This is a genomic window from Proteus penneri (genome assembly GCF_003144535.1).
In the GTDB taxonomy this organism is placed as follows: domain Bacteria; phylum Pseudomonadota; class Gammaproteobacteria; order Enterobacterales; family Enterobacteriaceae; genus Proteus; species Proteus penneri.
On record NZ_PHFJ01000001.1, the window covers coordinates 101755 to 121953 of the forward strand.

General features: G+C 40.2%; 17 protein-coding genes. 14 read left to right on the forward strand and 3 right to left on the reverse strand.

The features are described from left to right. Window positions 1-18 precede the first annotated feature (18 nt). Window positions 19-1221 (reverse strand): acetate kinase, encoded by a 1203-nt coding sequence (gene ackA / locus CUB63_RS00655; RefSeq protein ID WP_006533321.1) that lies wholly within the window; start codon window positions 1219-1221, stop codon window positions 19-21. A 392-nt stretch (window positions 1222-1613) separates the two neighbouring features. Between ackA and yfbV the strand changes: the two genes are divergently transcribed. From yfbV to CUB63_RS00680, 5 genes are all read left to right on the forward strand, one after another. Next, window positions 1614-2069 carry a terminus macrodomain insulation protein YfbV gene (gene yfbV, locus CUB63_RS00660; protein WP_069367978.1) on the forward strand — a complete coding sequence of 152 codons (456 nt, stop codon included), beginning with the start codon at window positions 1614-1616 and terminating at the stop codon, window positions 2067-2069. 139 nt (window positions 2070-2208) lie between these two features. Further along, window positions 2209-2703 carry a YfbU family protein gene (locus CUB63_RS00665; protein ID WP_109399923.1) on the forward strand — a complete coding sequence of 165 codons (495 nt, stop codon included), beginning with the start codon at window positions 2209-2211 and terminating at the stop codon, window positions 2701-2703. Between the two features lie 34 nt (window positions 2704-2737). Further along, a complete protein-coding gene (locus CUB63_RS00670; protein WP_006533318.1) occupies window positions 2738-3400 on the forward strand; it encodes a sugar phosphatase in 663 nt (220 codons plus the stop codon). 109 nt (window positions 3401-3509) lie between these two features. Next, entirely contained in the window at window positions 3510-5339 is a 1830-nt protein-coding gene (locus CUB63_RS00675; RefSeq protein ID WP_072063183.1) for an SLC13 family permease, read from the forward strand. Between the two features lie 182 nt (window positions 5340-5521). Next, complete coding sequence (locus tag CUB63_RS00680) at window positions 5522-6394, forward strand: hypothetical protein (RefSeq protein ID WP_109847242.1); 873 nt, start codon at window positions 5522-5524, stop codon at window positions 6392-6394. A 49-nt stretch (window positions 6395-6443) separates the two neighbouring features. Here the strand turns inward: CUB63_RS00680 and yfbR are convergent, their stop codons facing one another. Both yfbR and CUB63_RS00690 read right to left on the reverse strand, forming a co-directional pair. After that, window positions 6444-7025 (reverse strand): 5'-deoxynucleotidase, encoded by a 582-nt coding sequence (gene yfbR, locus CUB63_RS00685; protein ID WP_109847243.1) that lies wholly within the window; start codon window positions 7023-7025, stop codon window positions 6444-6446. Window positions 7026-7162: 137 nt separating this feature from the next. After that, the gene (locus tag CUB63_RS00690) at window positions 7163-8377 is read right to left on the reverse strand and encodes a pyridoxal phosphate-dependent aminotransferase (protein ID WP_109847244.1); all 1215 of its coding nucleotides are present in this window, start codon (window positions 8375-8377) and stop codon (window positions 7163-7165) included. Window positions 8378-9236: 859 nt separating this feature from the next. Between CUB63_RS00690 and hexA the strand changes: the two genes are divergently transcribed. From hexA to nuoI, 9 genes are all read left to right on the forward strand, one after another. Then, complete coding sequence (hexA, locus tag CUB63_RS00695; RefSeq protein ID WP_109847245.1) at window positions 9237-10154, forward strand: transcriptional regulator HexA; 918 nt, start codon at window positions 9237-9239, stop codon at window positions 10152-10154. 796 nt (window positions 10155-10950) lie between these two features. Next, on the forward strand, window positions 10951-11403 hold the full coding sequence (locus CUB63_RS00705; RefSeq protein WP_072068609.1) for an NADH-quinone oxidoreductase subunit A: 453 nt from the start codon (window positions 10951-10953) through the stop codon (window positions 11401-11403). 17 nt (window positions 11404-11420) lie between these two features. Continuing rightward, a complete protein-coding gene (locus CUB63_RS00710) occupies window positions 11421-12095 on the forward strand; it encodes a NuoB/complex I 20 kDa subunit family protein (protein ID WP_004243697.1) in 675 nt (224 codons plus the stop codon). A gap of 76 nt (window positions 12096-12171) precedes the next feature. Beyond that, window positions 12172-13968 (forward strand): NADH-quinone oxidoreductase subunit C/D, encoded by a 1797-nt coding sequence (gene nuoC, locus CUB63_RS00715; protein ID WP_072063179.1) that lies wholly within the window; start codon window positions 12172-12174, stop codon window positions 13966-13968. A 2-nt stretch (window positions 13969-13970) separates the two neighbouring features. Then, window positions 13971-14516 carry an NADH-quinone oxidoreductase subunit NuoE gene (nuoE, locus tag CUB63_RS00720; RefSeq protein ID WP_006533305.1) on the forward strand — a complete coding sequence of 182 codons (546 nt, stop codon included), beginning with the start codon at window positions 13971-13973 and terminating at the stop codon, window positions 14514-14516. Further along, on the forward strand, window positions 14513-15877 hold the full coding sequence (nuoF, locus tag CUB63_RS00725) for an NADH-quinone oxidoreductase subunit NuoF (protein ID WP_109847246.1): 1365 nt from the start codon (window positions 14513-14515) through the stop codon (window positions 15875-15877). Before nuoE ends, nuoF begins: the two co-directional genes overlap by 4 nt. Before the next feature lie 53 nt (window positions 15878-15930). Further along, window positions 15931-18663, forward strand: a complete 2733-nt coding sequence (nuoG, locus tag CUB63_RS00730) for an NADH-quinone oxidoreductase subunit NuoG (protein WP_109847247.1) — start codon at window positions 15931-15933, stop codon at window positions 18661-18663. Further along, a complete protein-coding gene (gene nuoH, locus CUB63_RS00735; RefSeq protein ID WP_109847248.1) occupies window positions 18663-19640 on the forward strand; it encodes an NADH-quinone oxidoreductase subunit NuoH in 978 nt (325 codons plus the stop codon). The genes nuoG and nuoH overlap by 1 nt, the downstream gene beginning before the upstream one ends. Before the next feature lie 14 nt (window positions 19641-19654). Continuing rightward, window positions 19655-20197 (forward strand): NADH-quinone oxidoreductase subunit NuoI, encoded by a 543-nt coding sequence (gene nuoI / locus CUB63_RS00740; protein ID WP_006533299.1) that lies wholly within the window; start codon window positions 19655-19657, stop codon window positions 20195-20197. Window positions 20198-20199 lie beyond the last annotated feature (2 nt).

Consider the following 20199-nt stretch of genomic DNA (forward strand, 5'->3'; position numbering starts at 1 on the left):
GGCAGCACATCAAAGAGCTTAAGCGGTCAGGCGACTTGCGTCCTGAGCGATAACTAACTCTTCGTTAGTTGGGATAACAACAGCAAGACGGCTGTTATCGGTAGTGATAGTGCCTGATTTGCCGAAACGTGCATCTAAGTTACGTTGATGATCAACTTCAAAACCTAATAGAGCCAGTTTTTTCAGAGATAATTCACGAACCATTGCTGCGTTTTCACCGATACCACCAGTAAAGATAATCGCATCTAAACGACCTTCCATCAGTGCACAGTAAGAACCGATGTATTTCGCTAAACGATGGCAGTAAACGTCCATTGCACGTTTAGCATCTGCTTTAGTGTCGTAGTTATCTTCAACATAACGGCAGTCACTAGTGACTTCTGTTAAACCTAACAGACCAGATTCTTTAGTCAGCAGTTTATTGATGTCTTCAACACTCATACCTAAAGTATCGTGTAAATGGAACACGATAGCAGGATCGATATCACCACTACGAGTACCCATTACTAAACCTTCTAATGGAGTCAGACCCATAGAGGTATCAACACATTTACCGTTAACAACAGCAGAAACAGAACCACCATTACCTAAGTGGCAAGTGATCACGTTCAGTTCGTCAACAGGTTTGTTTAACATTTTAGCGGCTTCACGAGAAACATAGAAATGGCTAGTTCCGTGAGCACCGTAACGACGGATGCTGTGATCTTTATATAAGCTGTATGGCAGTGCATACAGATAAGCTTCTTCTGGCATTGTTTGGTGGAATGCAGTGTCAAATACCGCAACCATTTTCTCAATTAAATGAGGGAATGCTTTACGCGCTTCTTCAATACCAATAAGGTGAGCTGGGTTATGTAATGGAGCAAATGGGATAGCAGCTTCAATACCTTTGATAACTTCGTCAGTGATCACGACAGATTTAGTGAATTTCTCACCACCGTGAACAATACGGTGACCAATTGAAGCGATTTGTGCAGACAGTTCTGGTTTTTCAGCCAGAATAGTATTTACGATAAAGTTTAATGCTTCGCTATGAGCAGCACCTGCGCCTAACGCAGCTTCATGTTTTTGGCCATCCATTTTCCACTTCAGGCGGGCTTCAGGAAGGTTGAAGCATTCAGCCAAACCTGACAGGAATTCTTCACCATTTTCTGGGTTGATAATTGCAAATTTAAGAGAAGAACTACCGCAGTTCAGTACCAGCACCAGCTTACTTGACATGGAATTACCTATTTATCTTGTTGTCGTAGTGTCTTTTATATTATAAAGACGGTGGTTAATAAAACGTCAATCATAAAAGCCTATCGCATTACTATGATGACATTAATGACGCGCATCATGCTTAAAGTAAAAAACTTGATGCTAATTATAGTTGCCAATCATTAATTGGACGATTTTTATTCACCCATTAACTTTTCGCGTTAAAATCGGCGAAAAGGGTTGAAAATCACGCCGGCAAACAAAATATAGCGCTTTATTGCCACAAACCTTTAGAATGGGCACAGGATACAGAGTAAAGGCAACAAAGACAAAATATACTTAATTCTACTAAAAGATTTTTATTCTTTATAGATATTTTTTAAAAGTTACAGAAGAAATTGATTGAGGTCATTATGAGCGAACCGACAGTGACTCCCCCAGGCTTTTTTAAGAAGCTTCGATTGGGTAACGAGTATTTAAAAACCTGGCCGGTTGAAAAGCAATTAGCGCCTGTTTTCCCTGAAAATCGTATTGTCAAAGCCACACGTTTTGGTATTCGTTATATGCCACCTATTGCTATTTTTACAATGACATGGCAAATCGCATTAGGCGGTAATTTAGGGCCTGCAATTACAACGGCGTTATTTGCCTGTAGTCTGCCAATGCAAGGGTTGTGGTGGTTAGGTAAGCGTGCAGCAACGCCACTTCCAGCTACGTTATTACGCTGGTTTTATGAAATTCGAGAGAAATTTGAAGAAGCAGGCATTGCTTTAGCACCAGTCGAACAAACGCCGACGTACCTTTCTTTAGCCCATTTATTAAAACGCGCTTTTAAGCAACTTGATCGTTCTTTTCTTGATGATGTGTAGAACATTTGTTCTACCTTCTTCGTTGGTCATGATTGTCATCAGAATTACCCCGTTGAGATCAAAAAACGCGTAGTTAACACTACTCAATACTTTTGATTAATGTCATTCTCTCCTCAATGATTTCTTTGGAGAATTAATGATGGAAATGACACACGCACAACGCTTGATCCTCTCTAATCAATACAAAATGATGACTATGATGGATCCTGATAACGCTGAACGTTATCGTCGCTATCAGACAATCATTGAACGCGGTTACGGATTACAATTACGTGAACTAGACCGTGATTTTGATGAAATGTCTGAGGAGACTTGCCGTACCATTATTAACGTCATGGAAATGTACCATGCACTGCAAGTTTCTCGCGATAACTTAAAAGATCAAGAAATGCCTGATGCTCGTCGTGTTGCATTTATTGGCTTTGATGCGGCGACAGAATCTCGCTATCTTAGTTATGTGCGTTTTATGGTGAATACAGAAGGGCGTTATACACATTTTGATAGTGGCAGTCATGGTTTTAACTCACAAACACCAATGTGGGAAAAATACCAGAGAATGCTGGCTGTTTGGTTAGCGTGCCCTCGTCAATATCACCTTAGCGTCGTTGAAATCCAACAAATTCTTAATGCGTAATAAGTAACGCATCATTCTAAGGTAGGCATAAATTATGGCGATCACATGTAAAGGTTTTCTATTTGATTTAGATGGAACATTAGTCGATTCATTACCTGTTGTTGAACATTGCTGGGCGTTATTTGGTGAACGCGTTGGCGTATCAACACAAGAGATTAATGACTACATCCATGGAAAGCCTGCTATTGAGTCGATTCGCCATTTTATGCCTAATGCTACCGAACAAGAGATAACAGAAACTTTTCGTTGGTTAGAAAAATTAGAATCAACACAAACAGAAGGTTTAGCACCACTTCCGGGGTCTATTGAGTTAATTAATCGCCTTAATGACTTAAATATTCCATGGGCGATTGTCACATCTGGTACTGTTCCTATCGCCTCAACGCGCCAATCTGTCACGGGTATCCCTGAACCTAAGCATTGGGTTACCGCGGAATGTATTAGTAAAGGTAAACCTAATCCTGAGCCTTATCTTTTAGGTGCCAAAAAATTGGGTTTATTGCCACAGGATTGTGTGGTTTTTGAAGATGCTGCAGCGGGTATTTACTCTGGTTTAGATGCAGGATGTCAAGTCGTTGCTGTTCATGCACCTCTTTCTCTCCCTCGCCGCAATGAGATTCATTTAATCATTGATTCTTTAAACAATATTCAAATCGAGAAGCAAGCTGAAAAAGTGATAATAACGCACAAAAGATAGTCTTTTCTTTGATCATATTAGAAGATTTATTGTTGTAAAAATGGTCTACTTATCAATGTAGTGAATTGATGTCTTAACTTGTTTTCACTTATTGCTGATCGAGGCCATTTTGAATAGCGAATTATTATGGGTTTTAAGCCTGCTATTGATAGCTATTGTCCTTTTTACGACCAACAAAATCCGCATGGATGTGGTCGCTTTACTTGTCATTATCGCATTCGTTCTTAGTGGAACTCTCTCATTAAATGAAGCCACGGTAGGATTTAGCGATCCAAACGTATTGCTTATTGCTGCCCTTTTTGTTATTGGCGAAGGGTTAGTGAGAACGGGCGTGGCTTATCAAATGGGGGACTGGCTGGTACGTGTCGCGGGTAATAGTGAAGTTAAAATGCTTGTGCTATTAATGATATGCGTAGCAAGTCTAGGTGCTTTCATGAGTTCAACTGGCGTTGTCGCAATATTTATTCCTGTTGTCTTGAGTGTTGCAGCTCGAATGAAAACATCACCCGGTCGTTTAATGATGCCGTTAGGTTTTGCTGGATTGATTAGTGGATTAATGACCTTAGTGGCAACGCCACCTAATATGGTTGTTAACAGTGAATTAGTTAGAGAGGGGTTACCGAGTTTTCAGTTTTTCTCTATTACGCCTATTGGTATCGCCGTATTATTCGCAGGCATTCTTTATATGTTGGTAGTACGTCGCTGGCTAGGAAATAACGATAATGGTAAACAAAAAGAAGCTTATCGCCGTACTTTCCGTGATCTTATTCGTGATTATCAGTTAGCGGGGCGTGCTCGCCGTTTAGCTATTCGTAAAGGCTCTCCACTGATAGGTCATTCACTTGATGAATTACACTTACGTTCACGTTATGGTGCAAACGTTGTCGGTATTGAACGCTGGAGGCGTTTTCGGCGTGTGATGGTCAGTGCAACGGGAGGCACTGAATTAAGAGAGCGAGATGTTCTATTAGTTGATATGTCCGCTAGTGATGTCGATTTACGTGAGTTTTGCCGTGAACAAATGTTAGAGCCAATGGTCTTGCGAGGCGAATATTTTTCTGAACAATCTCGTGATGTAGGGCTTGCTGAAGTATCCATGAATCCAGATTCAGAGTTATTAGGCAAATCATTAAGAGAGATTAAATTCCGTACTCGCTACGGATTAAACGTGGTTGCTATTCGCCGTGAAGGAAGTGCCTTACCGGGTAAAATTGTCGATGAGCCATTACGCCTTGGTGATGTGTTATTAGTGATTGGTGATTGGAAACTTATTCGGATTTTATCAACCAAACCACGTAATTTTATCGTGTTAAATTTAGCGGCAGAAATTGAAACTGTGGCGCCTGCTTCATCTCAAGCTCCTCATGCACTATTTTCGTTAGCGTTAATGGTGGCATTGATGGTAACGAATGAAGTCCCTAACTTTATTGCAGCACTTATTGCTTGTTTATTAATGGGTAAATTCCGTTGTATTGATATGGAAAGTGCTTATCGTTCTATTCATTGGCCAAGCATTATTTTAATTGTCGGTATGATGCCTTTTGCTGCAGCACTACAAAAAACAGGCGGCATAGAGCTTATTGTTAATGGCTTAATGGATGTGGCAGGTAGTGCTGGTCCTCAAGTGATGTTGGTGTGTTTATTTATACTTTGTGCATCCATTGGGTTGTTTATTTCAAATACCGCGACTGCGGTATTAATGGCACCGATTGCGATAGCAGCAGCGAATCAAATGAATGTTTCTCCATTACCATTTGCAATGGTGATTGGTGTTGCAGCATCTGCGGCATTTATGACGCCTGTTTCATCACCCGTTAATACGCTTATTCTTGAGCCGGGGGGATATAAGTTTGCCGATTTTATTAAGATTGGAGTGCCATTTACGGTTATTGTGATGTTGATTAGTGTCTTCTTGATCCCGCTATTATTCCCATTCTAAATATCAATACTTTTGTTTTGCTGAAACGCTGTTTGTTAATTAATAAACAGCGTTTTTTATTTATTAGGCGGTGGTTTTTATTTGATGTATGTGTTGTATCTATGAGTGTGTGTTTTTTGACATATCTTACCAAGAAGAGGGAATACTATTTGGAGTATTAATAGTACAGTTGGAGAGTTTAAATGAGCGGAACAAATGGTGTGCAACCTACAAATATGGGTGTGGTATTTCTTGGTCAAATAAAAAATGAATCTAAACAGTATGGAAGTTTATCAAAAGCTGTATCCTTTATTGGTAATACATTTAGAAATTTTCTAGGTTTAAATAAAATTAAAGATATAGTATCAGATAATAGTTCTAATAATACTTATTATACAGCAAATATGTATGGTGAAAATAATAACGTTAGTTCAACGGAAAATAATTTTATATTACCTGACATCAATAATAATTCGAATCCAATATATCCTCATTTATCGGAAAAAATTCAAGTCGTTAAATTATCAACTTTTTTCGATAAAAAAAATGATAATAATTCAGAAAGTAAAACTCAGTTAAAACAATCTATTAAATATCAAGATAATCAATCTACTGAGAGTGATGTAATAATTAGAGAATACCACAAGGATTCTAGAGTTAGAAAGAAAAAAGAGAACGAACAATCAATGGTTAATAGTGATAAAGTAGAAGATAGACTCTCTGCATATAGAAAGGAATTTATTAATGAAAAAAAATCTGAGAATGCAGTAGATAAAGAATATAATGATATAAAAGAAAGATATAATTTAAAAAATAGCGATTATTCTCTTATAGAGAATAAAATTAAAGATAGCAATGTGTCTAAAGAAGATAAAATTAAGGATATAAAGAAATACTTGGCAGCTCATGATAATTTAATGAAAAATATTTCTTTTTGGGAAAAGACTAAAAATTTATTTGGTAAATCAGAAAAAATAAAAACTTTACAGAAAGAACAAAAAACGCATGCTTTAACGATTTATAGGGAAACAATTAAAACAGATATAAATATAAACGTCTTACAAGATAAAAGATAATATTGTTTTTAGAGAAATGAGCACGTTTAATTGTGCTCATTTCGTTTTTTTATTCACTAATTTCATCCAGCGATAAACTAAATCCCGGTACAAATACCTTCATAAAATAGTCCATCTCAGGACTATGCCTTTCAGCAAGTGTTTTCTCTAAGCGATTTTTCGCTAAATTAAATTCGCTATTACCTGCCGCTAACTCTTCAAGGCATTTTAAATAAGCGCACAGACTATCTGCTTGCTTAACAATAAACGTTTCTTCTTCATTATGTAATTGCTCATCAATAAGAGGGCGAAAATCGTCTTGTAATTCTTCGGGTAACATTTCAATTAATTTTTGCTGTGCATATTTTTCTATTTTTTTATATTCATGAGCAATTTGAGGATTGTGATATTTAATAGGCGTTGGCATATCGCCAGTGATCACTTCGCTGGCATCATGATACATCGCTTGTAATGCAATTCGCTCTGCGTTGACATTACCATCAAATTTACGATTTTTTATCACTGCTAAGGCATGGGCGACAAAAGCGACTTGTAAACTGTGCTCAGACACATTTTCTTGGCGAATATTACGCATTAAAGGCCAACGAGTAATGAGTTTTAAGCGAGAAAGGTGGGCAAAAAAGTAACTCATAATATCTCCCAATTGCGTGATTGAAGACATTATTGTGAGTGGATAATAGATAGATGTAAACATTAATAAAAAAGAAAATAAATAAAACGCAATATAACGTATTGTAATATTGCGTTTTATTTTAGGTGTAGACAATTTTATTGATGATAACCCACAATAAAACGACCAAATTTTTGGATTGCCATATCTAAATCATCTTCACGCGGAAGAGTAACGATACGGAAATGGTCAGGGTATGGCCAATTAAAGGCAGTACCTTGCACTAATAAGACTTTTTCTTGCAGTAATAAATCAAGGATCATTTTCTGATCGTTTTTAATACTGTAGCGGTTAAGGTCTATTTTAGGGAACATATACAATGCCCCCATAGGTTTAACACAAGAAACCCCCGGGATTTGATTAATGAGCTCCCAAGCTCGATTGCGTTGTTCGTATAAACGACCACCCGGCAGGATAAATTCACTAATACTTTGATAGCCTCCTAATGCCGTTTGAATAGCATGTTGCATTGGTACGTTGGCACATAAACGCATCGATGCCAGCATATCTAAGCCTTCAATATAGCTTTTAGCCTGTTTTTTAGGGCCGTTTAATACCATCCAACCTTGACGGAAACCTGCAACACGGTAAGTTTTTGATAAACCATTAAATGTTACGGTTAATAAATCGGGTGCCATGGCAGCGATAGAATGATGTTGTGCATCGTCATACAGAATTTTATCGTAGATCTCGTCAGCGAAGATAATCAGGTTGTGTTGACATGCTATTTCAACGATTTCCATCAGAATATCTTTGCTATACACCGCACCTGTTGGGTTATTTGGGTTGATAATAACAATACCACGGGTATTTTTTGTAATTTTACTACGAATATCATCGAGATCAGGGAACCAACCTTGTTGCTCGTCACACATATAATGAACGGCATTTCCCCCAGAAAGGGAAACAGCGGCTGTCCATAATGGGTAATCAGGCGCTGGTACTAGCATTTCATCGCCATTATTCAATAACGCTTGCATCGCTTGTACGATTAACTCAGAAACACCATTACCAATATAGATGTCTTCAACAGTGATATCTCGCATATCACGAGCTTGATAATGCTGCATGATAGCTTTACGCGCAGAAAACAGACCTTTAGAGTCACTATAACCCTGAGAGCTTGGTAGATTGCGGATCACATCTACTAAAATTTCATCAGGTGCTTCAAAGCCGAAAGGTGCTGGGTTACCAATATTGAGTTTTAAAACTTTGTTACCTTCTTCTTCCAGACGTTTTGCCTCTTGCAAAACCGGACCTCTAATGTCGTAACAGACATGTTCGAGTTTGTTTGATTTTTTAATCTGATTCATAGCGCGTTTACCTAATAGGGTCTGACTCGTATCTTTATTGTGATTATGGCGACTTAGCGACATTTATCGCCGGTTGCTATTCATATAGAAAGATACAAATGAAAAGGTTATCCCAGCAAATAACTGTTCTATCACTCTACTCTCACGTTACAAACTTTTGAAGATGCTAGGTAATTTTTGGTGTAAAAGGTCAGTTTATTCTTGGAATGTTATTTTGATGACTGAATATATTACCTACTGCGAGATTATGTTTCAGACTTGATAAATAATCTAGATTGTTATTCTGATGAAAAGGGCCTTTTTAGTGTGTCAATTAGAAATAAGTTGATGTGATAGGTTAGTAAGTGAAATGTTGCATAATCAATTATTGAATAATTTTATCGGATTTGTATTATCTGACTTAATATATTAAATTTTCAAATAATATGGTTAAATCTACTTTATTCTATAGCAATCAATTAGTTTAAGTATAAATTAAATTTAAATCTTAAATTTAGTTTATAGGGGAAAATACTTAAACTTGAATGTATAGTTAAGATAATCTAAATTATTTTCAAAATGTTAAAATTTATGAATGAGAAAACAATATAGCATGATCTAAGTCTAACTTGTGATGACGGTATAGAGTTCTTTCTTGTGAATATATGAAATGATAATAAAATTTAATTTGTTACAAAAAGATGCAATTCCTTTCTATCTAGGAGGTGTAAACGATAAGAAACAAATGTAAAGTATTCAGTATGTCTTTGCTCTCCTTTTCAGAGTAAAGTACAGTCTGAATCGGAAGTCTTTTTAGACTTTTGATATAAAACACCAGGTATATGTAATTTAAAAATCAAAAATAAGTGAAGAATAAACAATGATTAATGCAAATCGTCCGATAATGAATCTCGACCTCGATCTGCTTAGAATGTTTGTAGCTGTAGCAGATTTGAACACTTTTGCAGCCGCCGCGGCTGCTGTATGTCGAACCCAATCTGCTGTGAGTCAGCAGATGCAACGTTTAGAGCAATTGGTGGGTAGAGAGCTTTTCGCCCGTCATGGTCGTAATAAACTTTTAACCGAGCATGGTCTACAACTGTTAGGTTATGCGCGTCAAATTTTGCGTGCAAATGATGATGCAACGGCATCATTAACGTATAGCGATGCAGAAGGGGAGTTACGTATTGGTGCTTCTGATGACTCTGTTGATACTTTATTACCGTTTTTATTAAATCGTATCGCGTCAGTGTATCCTCGTTTAGCTGTTGATGTACGTATTAAGCGTTCTCAATATATTGAGACAATGCTAGATAATCATGAAATTGATTTAGCATTAACAACAGCACGTATTGGTCATCACCCACGTACAGCGCTACGTACTGCACCAGTGTTATGGCATTGTGCGCCAGATTTCCAATTACAAATGAATGAACCTATTCCTTTAGTTGTTATGGATGAAACAAATCCATTCCGTCAATTAGCGATAAACACGTTAGATGACGCTGGAATTCAATGGCGTGTTGCTTATGAAGCCGCTTCTTTATCTGCTGTTCGTGCGGCAGTTAATGCAGAAGTGGGTATTACTGCTCGTCCACTTGAAATGCAAAATGCTGATTTGCGTATTTTAGGTGAAAGCGAAGGTTTACCGCGTTTACCTGAAACACAATATTGGTTATATCGTAACTCTGATGAACAAAATGAAGCGGTGTTAACAGTATTCAATGCGATTGAAAACAAGAAAACACCTTATACTGTCACTGCATCTGAAGATATTAGCTCTACTGAACTTGAATAATCACATTAATAATTGTGTGAATTTTTTAGCGTTAAAACACAAAAATTAAAGATTAAAATAGAGTCAAATAAAACTGGATAGTGATGAATAATAAACGGGAATAGATGCAATGAAGTGCATTTATTTCCGTTTTTTTATTGCTTTCTTTTGAAGTAGTAACATTATGTTAATAATTATGTTGTTTTATGTATTTATCTTTGTGACATTTCATTCCATTACTACCTAAACTATTTGTTAAAAAAATGTTTACCTTCCCTCTTAGTTAATCACTTGTAGGATTTGTTAACAAATAAAAAGTTTGTCTAGGTTTTAAGAGAATAAAAAAGTAAATCTAAGCGGATATTTGACCTTCTCCACAATATTAGAAAGTTAATTTGTTAAAATTTGGATAAATTTTAAACTGATTAGGCGTTTTTTCGACTATTTTGTGAGTTTGATCAAAAAAATAAGGCACATTTGCCTGTGTTGAATAAGGTTTTTCCTGAGATACTGGTGTAGTAAAATCGAATTATCGGTTAGACTAAGCGTGTTAGCATAAAGTTTGTCGGTTGACTGACACGTTTTAGCATTAGCCAGTAATTTAGTGTTAAAAATGAGTGTTTAATTTGTTAAATCGCGATAGAAAACTGAGTGATTTGTCGCAAAGTTTTCTAAAAAAGAAAAAAGGTATAAATAGACTGTTATTATTTCTTTAATTAGCAAGTCTGTTTAATTCGCCTTTTTTTCGTAATTAGAAATGTGGTGTAAACCGCCGGATAAGAGTTGGTTAATTGACACCACCTTTGATGAGTAAGCAATGAGTATGTCTACAACCACCGAAGTTATCGCCCATCATTGGGCATTTGCTGTCTTCCTCATAGGCGCATTGGGGTTATGTTCGCTCATGTTGTTGGGTGCCCGCTATTTAGGCGGACGCGCACAGGCAAGGGCAAAGCATGTTCCTTATGAATCTGGTCTTGATTCTGTTGGCAGCGCTCGTCTGCGCATGTCAGCTAAATTCTATTTAGTTGCCATGTTTTTCGTTATTTTCGATGTTGAAGCACTGTTTCTTTATGCCTGGGCTGTTTCCGTTCGTGAAGTTGGCTGGTTAGGCTTTATTGAAGCATCAGTCTTCATCGCTATTTTATTAGCTGGATTATTCTATTTGGTTCGCATAGGTGCATTAGATTGGACGCCTATTCGCTCTCGCCGTGAAACTGCGAGTAAAAGCCATGTTCGATTAACCAGCGGCAAACATCCGCAGCAGTAATAAGCGAGGCATTAGAAATGGATTATACGCTCACCCGCATAGATCCGAACGGTGAGAATGACCGTTATCCCCTGCAATCACAGGAAATTGTCAGTGACCCATTAGATGCTCACGTTCATCGCAGTGTGTATATGGGAAAACTGGAACATGCGTTGCATGACGTTGTGAACTGGGGACGGAAAAACTCTTTATGGCCATATAACTTTGGTCTTTCTTGTTGTTACGTTGAAATGGTGACGTCATTTACAGCTGTACATGACGTGGCTCGTTTTGGTTCAGAAGTATTACGTGCATCCCCTCGTCAAGCTGACTTTATGGTGGTTGCGGGTACTTGCTTTACAAAAATGGCACCCGTTATTCAGCGTTTATACGATCAGATGTTAGAGCCTAAATGGGTTATCTCTATGGGTGCATGTGCTAACTCTGGTGGTATGTATGACATCTACTCAGTAGTGCAAGGTGTGGATAAGTTCATTCCAGTTGATGTGTATATTCCTGGATGTCCGCCACGCCCTGAAGCTTATATGCAAGCACTGATGTTATTACAAGAGTCCATTGGTAAAGAACGTCGCCCATTATCATGGGTTGTCGGCGACCAAGGCGTTTACCGTGCCAATATGCAATCAGAACGAGAAAGAAAACACGGTGAGCGTATCGCAGTCAAAAATCTGCGTACTCCTGACGAAATTTAAAGGCTTTTGCCTAAGACGTAACCAGAGCAATGTGTTGCGATCATAGTAACCCTGATCAAAGTTGTGGTGAATAGAAATGACCGATCAGATAGCGCAAAAAGGCGCTCGGCCAGCGTGGGAAACGACCGATCATATTGATGATCAGGTAGTTAATGAACTGCGTCAGAAATTTGGGCCAGATGCGTTTACGTTCCAGCCTACTCGTACTGGCATGCCAGTTGTTTGGGTTAAGCGGGAACAACTCATTGAGGTAATGCAATACCTCAAATCTTTACCGAAACCTTATGTCATGCTGTTTGATATGCATGGCTTTGATGAGCGTCTTCGTACGCACCGCCAAGGCTTACCAGCAGCAGATTTTTCCGTTTTCTATCATCTGATATCAATCGATCGTAATAAAGATATTATGTTGAAAGTCGCATTAAGTGAAAATGATCTTAATGTTCCGACAATCACATCTCTCTTTCCTAACTCGAATTGGTATGAGCGTGAAGTCTGGGATATGTTTGGGATTGTCTTTAATGGGCACCCAAATTTACGCCGTATTATGATGCTTCCTGATTGGGAAGGTCATCCACTGCGTAAAGATTATCCTGCTCGTGCGACAGAGTTCGATCCTTATGTGCTGACAAAGCAGAAGCAGGATCTGGAAATGGAATCGCTGACATTTAAACCTGAAGAGTGGGGGATGAAACGCGGTACGGAGAATGAGGACTTTATGTTCTTAAACCTCGGTCCTAACCATCCATCCTCTCACGGTGCATTCCGTATTATTCTTCAGCTTGATGGCGAGGAAATCGTCGACTGTGTACCTGATGTGGGTTATCACCACCGTGGTGCTGAAAAAATGGGTGAGCGCCAATCTTGGCACAGCTATATCCCATATACAGATCGAATCGAATACCTTGGCGGATGCGTTAACGAAATGCCTTATGTACTTGCAGTGGAAAAACTTGCCGGTATCGAAGTGCCTGAACGCGTTAAAGTCATTCGTGTCATGCTGTCTGAGCTATTTCGTATTAATAGCCACTTACTGTATATCAGTACCTTTATCCAAGACGTTGGTGCAATGACACCGGTGTTCTTCGCCTTTACTGACCGTCAAAAAGTTTACAACATTGTTGAAGCGATTACCGGATTCCGTATGCATCCTGCATGGTTCCGTATCGGTGGTGTTGCTCATGATTTACCTCGCGGTTGGGAACGCTTATTACGTGAATTTTTAGATTGGATGCCAAAACGTCTAGATTCTTACGTAAAAGCAGCGTTGCAAAACAGTATTTTGAAAGGTCGTACTATTGGTGTTGCCTCATATAACGCAAAAGAAGCGTTAGAGTGGGGAGTCACAGGTGCGGGTCTTCGTGCAACAGGTGTTGAATTTGACGTGCGTAAATGGCGTCCATATTCAGGTTATGAAAACTTTGAATTTGAAATCCCTGTCGCAAGCAATGGTGACTGTTACGATCGTGTAATGCTGAAAGTAGAAGAGCTACGCCAGAGCTTACGCATTTTGGAACAGTGCTATAAAAATATGCCAGAAGGGCCATTTAAAGCAGACCATCCACTGACAACGCCTCCACCAAAAGAGCGCACATTACAGCATATCGAAACCATGATTAACCACTTCTTACAGGTTTCATGGGGCCCGGTTATGCCTGCTAATGAATCATTCCAGATGGTTGAAGCCACTAAAGGGATCAACAGTTATTACTTAACCAGCGATGGCAGCACAATGAGCTACCGTACACGTATTCGTACGCCTAGTTTTGCTCATTTACAACAAATCCCAGCGGTTATCCGCGGTAGCTTGGTTTCTGACTTGATTGTGTATCTGGGAAGTATTGATTTTGTAATGTCGGATGTGGATCGTTAATCATGCAAAATGAATTAAACCAAAAAGATGATGCAGTGCAGATCGAAATCGTTGATGTAACACATTCAAAGAAAGCAACGTTTGTTTTAACTGAAGAAGAACGTGCTGAAATTGAACAAGAAAAACATCACTACGAAGATCCGCGAGCAGCCTCTATTGAAGCACTGAAAATTGTGCAAAAGAACCGCGGTTGGGTGGAAGACGGCGCGATTTATGCAATTGCGGATGTTCTTGGGATCCCTGCAAGCGATGTTGAAGGCGTTGCTACGTTCTATAGCCAAATTTTCCGCCAACCCGTTGGCCGTCACATTATTCGTTTTTGTGACAGCGTGGTTTGTCATATTACAGGTTATCAAGGCATTCAAGCAGCAATTGAAAAGCATCTTAATATTATCCCTGGTCAAACAACACCAGATGGTCGCTTTACATTACTGCCAACCTGCTGTTTAGGTAATTGTGATAAAGGTCCTACCATGATGGTAGATGACGATACTCACAGCTTTGTTAAACCTGAAGAGATTGAAACGTTACTGGAGCAGTATCCATGACAGCAATTTCAGGAGCAAAACCGATTATTCGTAGCGCAGAAACGCATCCGCTAACGTGGCGCTTACGCGATGATCGTCAGCCTGTATGGCTGGATGAATACCGTGCTAAAAACGGTTATAAAGCGGCAGAAAAAGCATTAAAAGGTATGTCTCCGACTGAGGTGACCACTGAAGTTAAAGATGCTGGCCTAAAAGGTCGTGGTGGTGCTGGATTCTCAACAGGCTTGAAATGGAGCCTGATGCCAAAAGATGAAAGCATGAATATCCGTTACATCCTTTGTAATGCAGATGAAATGGAGCCGGGTACTTATAAAGACCGTCTCTTAATGGAAGAACTTCCACATCTATTAATTGAAGGGATGATTATCGGCGCTCACGCACTAAAAGCTTACCGTGGTTATATTTTCCTTCGTGGTGAATATATTGAAGCGGCTAAGCATTTACGCCATGCCATTGAGGAAGCAAAAGCAGCGGGTTTCCTTGGTAAAAATATCTTCGGTTCAGGAATTGACTTTGAACTGTTTGTTCATACAGGTGCTGGTCGTTACATCTGTGGTGAAGAGACAGCATTAATCAACTCCTTAGAAGGTCGTCGTGCTAACCCGCGCTCTAAACCACCATTTCCTGCAACATCAGGTGCATGGGGTAAACCAACCTGTGTCAATAACGTTGAAACACTGTGTAACGTGCCCGCGATTATTGAACATGGCAAAGATTGGTATATCGGCTTAAGTGAAGGCAAAAGCCCAGACGCGGGTACTAAATTAATGGGATTCTCTGGTCGTGTGAAATTTCCGGGCTTATGGGAATTACCATTTGGTACAACCGCGCGTGAGATCCTTGAAGATTACGCAGGCGGTATGCGTGATGGTCTTAAGCTGAAAGCATGGCAACCGGGTGGTGCAGGTACTGATTTCTTAACAGAAGATCACCTCGATCTCCCAATGGATTTTGGCACGATTGCAAAAGCCGGTAGCCGTTTAGGCACAGCGCTTGCGATGGCAGTAGATAATGAAATTAATATGGTTTCATTAACTCGCAACTTAGAAGAGTTCTTTGCGTGTGAATCTTGTGGCTGGTGTACACCTTGCCGTGATGGCTTGCCATGGAGTGTCGAAATCTTACGTGCGATAGAAAACGGTAAAGGTCGCCCTGGTGATATTGAGACCCTTGAGCATTTATGTCGTTCTTTAAGTCCAGGACACACATTCTGTGCTCACGCACCGGGTGCAGTAGAACCTTTACAAAGCGCCATTAAATATTTCCGTGAAGAATTTGAAGCGGGCATTATTCAAGAAGATTATACAAATGCCAACTTAATCAGAGGTATTCAGCCTAACTTGCTGAAAAGCCGCTGGTAATTTTTCACGACACATTCTAGGTTTAACGCCTGCTGTGCAGGCCTTTGGGAAGCATGCTGACTATGGCTACGATTCATGTAGACGGCAAAGAATATGAAGTTAACGGGGCTGATAACCTGTTAGAAGCCTGTCTTAATTTAGGCTTAGATATTCCTTATTTTTGCTGGCACCCAGCGCTGGGAAGCGTTGGCGCTTGCCGCCAGTGTGCGGTTAAGCAGTATCAAAATGCTGAGGATACCCGCGGTCGTTTAGTGATGTCTTGTATGACACCAGCGACTGATGGCACGTTTATTTCTATTGATGACGAAGAAGCGAAGAAATTCCGCGAAAGCGTTGTTGAATGGTATATGACAAACCATCCTCATGACTGTCCAGTTTGTGAAGAAGGGGGTAACTGCCACCTTCAAGATATGACGGTAATGACAGGTCACACTATGCGTCGCTATCGCTTTACCAAGCGTACACATAGAAATCAAGATCTGGGACCGTTTATTTCTCATGAAATGAACCGTTGTATTGCTTGTTACCGCTGTGTTCGTTACTACAAAGACTATGCCGATGGTACTGATCTTGGTGTCTTTGGTGCGCATAACAACGTTTTCTTTGGACGTGTTGAAGATGGCACATTAGAGAGCGAATTCTCGGGTAACTTAGTCGAAATTTGTCCGACGGGTGTATTTACTGATAAAACTCACTCATCACGTTATAACCGTAAGTGGGATATGCAGTTTGCACCAAGTATTTGCCAAGGTTGTAGCATGGGCTGTAACACAAGCCCGGGTGAACGCTATGGTGAATTACGTCGTATTGAAAACCGTTATAACGGGACTGTAAACCGCTATTTCCTCTGTGACCGTGGTCGTTTTGGCTATGGCTATGTGAACTTAGCAAGCAGACCTCGTCAGCCTAAAAAACGTTTAGGTAGTAACTGGTTAGAAATTAGTGCAGTTCAAGCGACTCAAGCCGCTGCGGATATGCTGAAGAAAAGTCAGCGTATCGTGGGTATTGGTTCGCCTCGTGCAAGCATTGAAAGTAACTTTGCATTACGTGAAGTTGTCGGTGCTGAAAACTTCTATAGTGGTATCTCTGCATCAGAGCAGAAACGTTTGACATTAATGCTAGAGATTTTACAAAAAGGTGGCGTTCATACTCCATCTCTACGTGAAATTGAAGATTACGATGCGGTTTTAGTGTTAGGTGAAGATTTAACGCAAACTGGTGCTCGTATGGCATTGTCTGTACGTCAAGCGGTGAAAGGTAAAGCGCGTGAAATGGCTGCGGCTCAAAAAGTCGCTGACTGGCAAATTGCTGCGATTATGAATATCGGACAACGTGCGAAATATCCGCTGTTTGTGACTCATGTTGATGAAACCCGTCTTGATGATGTTGCTGCATGGAGTTATCGCGCCCCAGTTGTTGATCAAGCACGCTTAGGATTTGCAATTGCCAATAACATTAACGGTGAAGCACCTGCGGTTGATGGTATTGATGACGCGCTGAATAAGCATATCGAGATGATTGTTCAAGCACTTTCTCAAGCGAAGAAACCATTAATTATCAGTGGTAGTCATGCAGGTAGTGAAGACGTTATTAAAGCTGCTGCCAACATTGCGTTTGCATTAAAAGCAAAAGGCAATGAAGTGGGACTTTCTTTCGTTGCTGATGATGCAAACAGCATGGGGCTAGCCATGATCAACGCTCAGCCACTTGATGATGCTTTAAAAATCATGCGCAGTGGTCAAGCCGACACCGTTGTTGTTATGGAAAACGATTTATATCGCCATTACGATGCCGATGTTATTGATGATGCGATTGCTAAAGTCGATAACGTTATTGTTATCGACCACCAGCAAACAGACATTATGGCAAAAGCACATCTAGTTCTCCCCGCGTCTTCATTCGCTGAAAGCGATGGGACAATGGTGAGCCAAGAGGGCAGAGCACAGCGTTATTTCCAAGTTTTTGAACCTTCTTTCTATAACAAAGAAGTGGTAATGCATGAAAGCTGGCGTTGGTTAAGTGCAGTTGATTCACAATGGCATGAAAGAACGCTGGATTGGACACAGTTAGACAATGTGATTGAGCATTGTGCAACCAGTCTTCCTCAGTTTGCTGGCATTGTTGATGCGGCTCCGAATGCATCATTCCGCATTCGCGGTCAAAAATTGGCGCGTGAACCCCATCGTTACAGTGGTCGTACTTCCATGTTGGCGAATGTGTCTGTTCATGAACAGCGCCAACCAAAAGATATCGACACACCATTTGCGTTCTCAATGGAAGGTAATAACAGCCCAACCGCACCTCGTCAGCAAATTCCATTTGCATGGGCACCGGGTTGGAACTCACCTCAAGCATGGAATAAATTCCAAGCCGAAGTGGGTGGCAGCTTACGCTTTGGCGATCCGGGTGTGCGCTTAATCGAATGTGGTGATAATACACTTGGCTACTTTACTGATATTCCTGCGCCATTTAATGCACAGAAAAATCAATGGACTGTTGCACCTTGCTACCGTTTATTTGGTAGTGAAGAATTATCACAACGTGCAGAAGTTATCCAATCTCGTATGGAAACGGCTTATTTAACATTGAGCGAATCTGATGCACAAGCATTAGCGTTAACTCAGGGGCAGCAAGCCATGTTTACTTACGAAGGTCGTGAATTCACCTTACCTGTGAAAATCAGTGCTCACCTAACTCAAGGTCAAATCGGCTTGCCGTTAGGTATGGCAGGTATTTCTCCATCGCTGGTGGGTGTATCGGTTCGTCAACTGCGGGGTATTGCATAATGAGCTGGTTATCTCCTGAAGTTACAGAGATTTTACTCACTGTTCTAAAAGCCGTGGTGATCTTGCTTGTCGTGGTCACCTGTGGTGCTTTTATGAGTATGGGGGAACGCCGTTTACTGGGGTTATTTCAAAACCGTTATGGGCCTAATCGTGTAGGTTATGCAGGTTCAGCACAGCTAATTGCGGATATGATCAAAATGTTCTTTAAAGAGGACTGGATCCCAAAATTTGCTGACCGCTTTATCTTCACCATAGCACCAGTAATTGCGTTTTCATCTTTATTGCTGTCATTTGCCATTGTACCTGTTAGCTCAACATGGGTTGTTGCTGACTTAAATATCGGTATTTTATTCTTCTTGATGGTTGCGGGTATCGCGGTGTATGCCGTGTTATTTGCGGGTTGGTCAAGTAACAATAAATACTCATTGTTAGGTGCAATGCGTGCATCAGCACAAACCGTAAGTTATGAGGTGTTCTTAGGACTTTCAATCTTAGGGGTTGTTGCTCAAGCAGGTTCTTTTAACTTGACAGATATTGTGAATTCACAAGCGAATATGTGGAATGTCATTCCACAATTCTTCGGCTTTATTACGTTTGCGATTGCTGGCGTTGCTGTTTGTCACCGTCATCCATTTGACCAACCAGAAGCAGAACAAGAGCTTGCTGATGGTTATCACATTGAATATTCCGGTATGAAATTCGGTTTGTTCTTTGTCGGTGAATATATCGGGATCGTTGTAGTATCAGGTCTTATCGTGACGTTATTCTTTGGTGGTTGGCAAGGTCCTTTCTTACCGTCATTCATTTGGTTTGCACTGAAAACAGGATTCTTCATGATGATGTTCATCCTTATTCGTGCTTCGTTACCGCGTCCGCGTTACGACCAAGTGATGTCTTTTGGTTGGAAAATTTGCTTACCGTTAACTCTTATCAATCTGCTGGTAACTGCTGCAGTGATACTTTACAACGCTCAATAAGGGGTGATTGAACCATGACTTTAAAAGAGTTATTGACTGGTTTCGGCACCCAGGTACGAAGCATTTGGATGATTGGCTTACACGCCTTCGCCAAACGTGAAACACAGATGTACCCGGAAGAACCTGTCAACGTTGCACCACGCTACCGTGGACGTATTGTATTGACGCGTGATCCCGATGGTGAAGAACGCTGTGTTGCTTGTAACTTGTGTGCGGCAGTTTGTCCAGTTGGCTGTATTTCATTACAGAAAGCAGAACATGAAGATGGTCGTTGGTATCCGGAATTTTTCCGTATCAACTTTTCTCGCTGTATTTTCTGCGGTTTATGTGAAGAAGCTTGCCCAACAACGGCGTTGCAATTGACGCCTGACTTTGAAATGGGTGAGTTTAAGCGTCAGGATCTGGTTTATGAAAAAGACGATCTGTTGATTTCTGGACCCGGCAAATATCCTGAATATAACTTTTACCGTAAAACAGGTATGGCGATTAACGGCAAAGACAAAGGTGATGCAGATGATGAAGCTAAACCTATCGATGTCAAAAGCCTGTTACCGTAAGG

Coding starts and splice junctions, on each gene's coding strand:
- nuoE (WP_006533305.1), top strand. CDS start 13,971: ATGCAAAATGAATTAAACCAAAAAGATGATGCAGTGCAGATCGAAATC.
- CUB63_RS00710 (WP_004243697.1), top strand. CDS start 11,421: ATGGATTATACGCTCACCCGCATAGATCCGAACGGTGAGAATGACCGT.
- hexA (WP_109847245.1), top strand. CDS start 9,237: ATGATTAATGCAAATCGTCCGATAATGAATCTCGACCTCGATCTGCTT.
- ackA (WP_006533321.1), bottom strand. CDS start 1,221: ATGTCAAGTAAGCTGGTGCTGGTACTGAACTGCGGTAGTTCTTCTCTT.
- CUB63_RS00690 (WP_109847244.1), bottom strand. CDS start 8,377: ATGAATCAGATTAAAAAATCAAACAAACTCGAACATGTCTGTTACGAC.
- CUB63_RS00665 (WP_109399923.1), top strand. CDS start 2,209: ATGGAAATGACACACGCACAACGCTTGATCCTCTCTAATCAATACAAA.
- nuoF (WP_109847246.1), top strand. CDS start 14,513: ATGACAGCAATTTCAGGAGCAAAACCGATTATTCGTAGCGCAGAAACG.
- yfbV (WP_069367978.1), top strand. CDS start 1,614: ATGAGCGAACCGACAGTGACTCCCCCAGGCTTTTTTAAGAAGCTTCGA.
- nuoI (WP_006533299.1), top strand. CDS start 19,655: ATGACTTTAAAAGAGTTATTGACTGGTTTCGGCACCCAGGTACGAAGC.
- nuoC (WP_072063179.1), top strand. CDS start 12,172: ATGACCGATCAGATAGCGCAAAAAGGCGCTCGGCCAGCGTGGGAAACG.
- nuoG (WP_109847247.1), top strand. CDS start 15,931: ATGCTGACTATGGCTACGATTCATGTAGACGGCAAAGAATATGAAGTT.
- nuoH (WP_109847248.1), top strand. CDS start 18,663: ATGAGCTGGTTATCTCCTGAAGTTACAGAGATTTTACTCACTGTTCTA.
- CUB63_RS00680 (WP_109847242.1), top strand. CDS start 5,522: ATGAGCGGAACAAATGGTGTGCAACCTACAAATATGGGTGTGGTATTT.
- CUB63_RS00670 (WP_006533318.1), top strand. CDS start 2,738: ATGGCGATCACATGTAAAGGTTTTCTATTTGATTTAGATGGAACATTA.
- CUB63_RS00705 (WP_072068609.1), top strand. CDS start 10,951: ATGAGTATGTCTACAACCACCGAAGTTATCGCCCATCATTGGGCATTT.
- yfbR (WP_109847243.1), bottom strand. CDS start 7,025: ATGAGTTACTTTTTTGCCCACCTTTCTCGCTTAAAACTCATTACTCGT.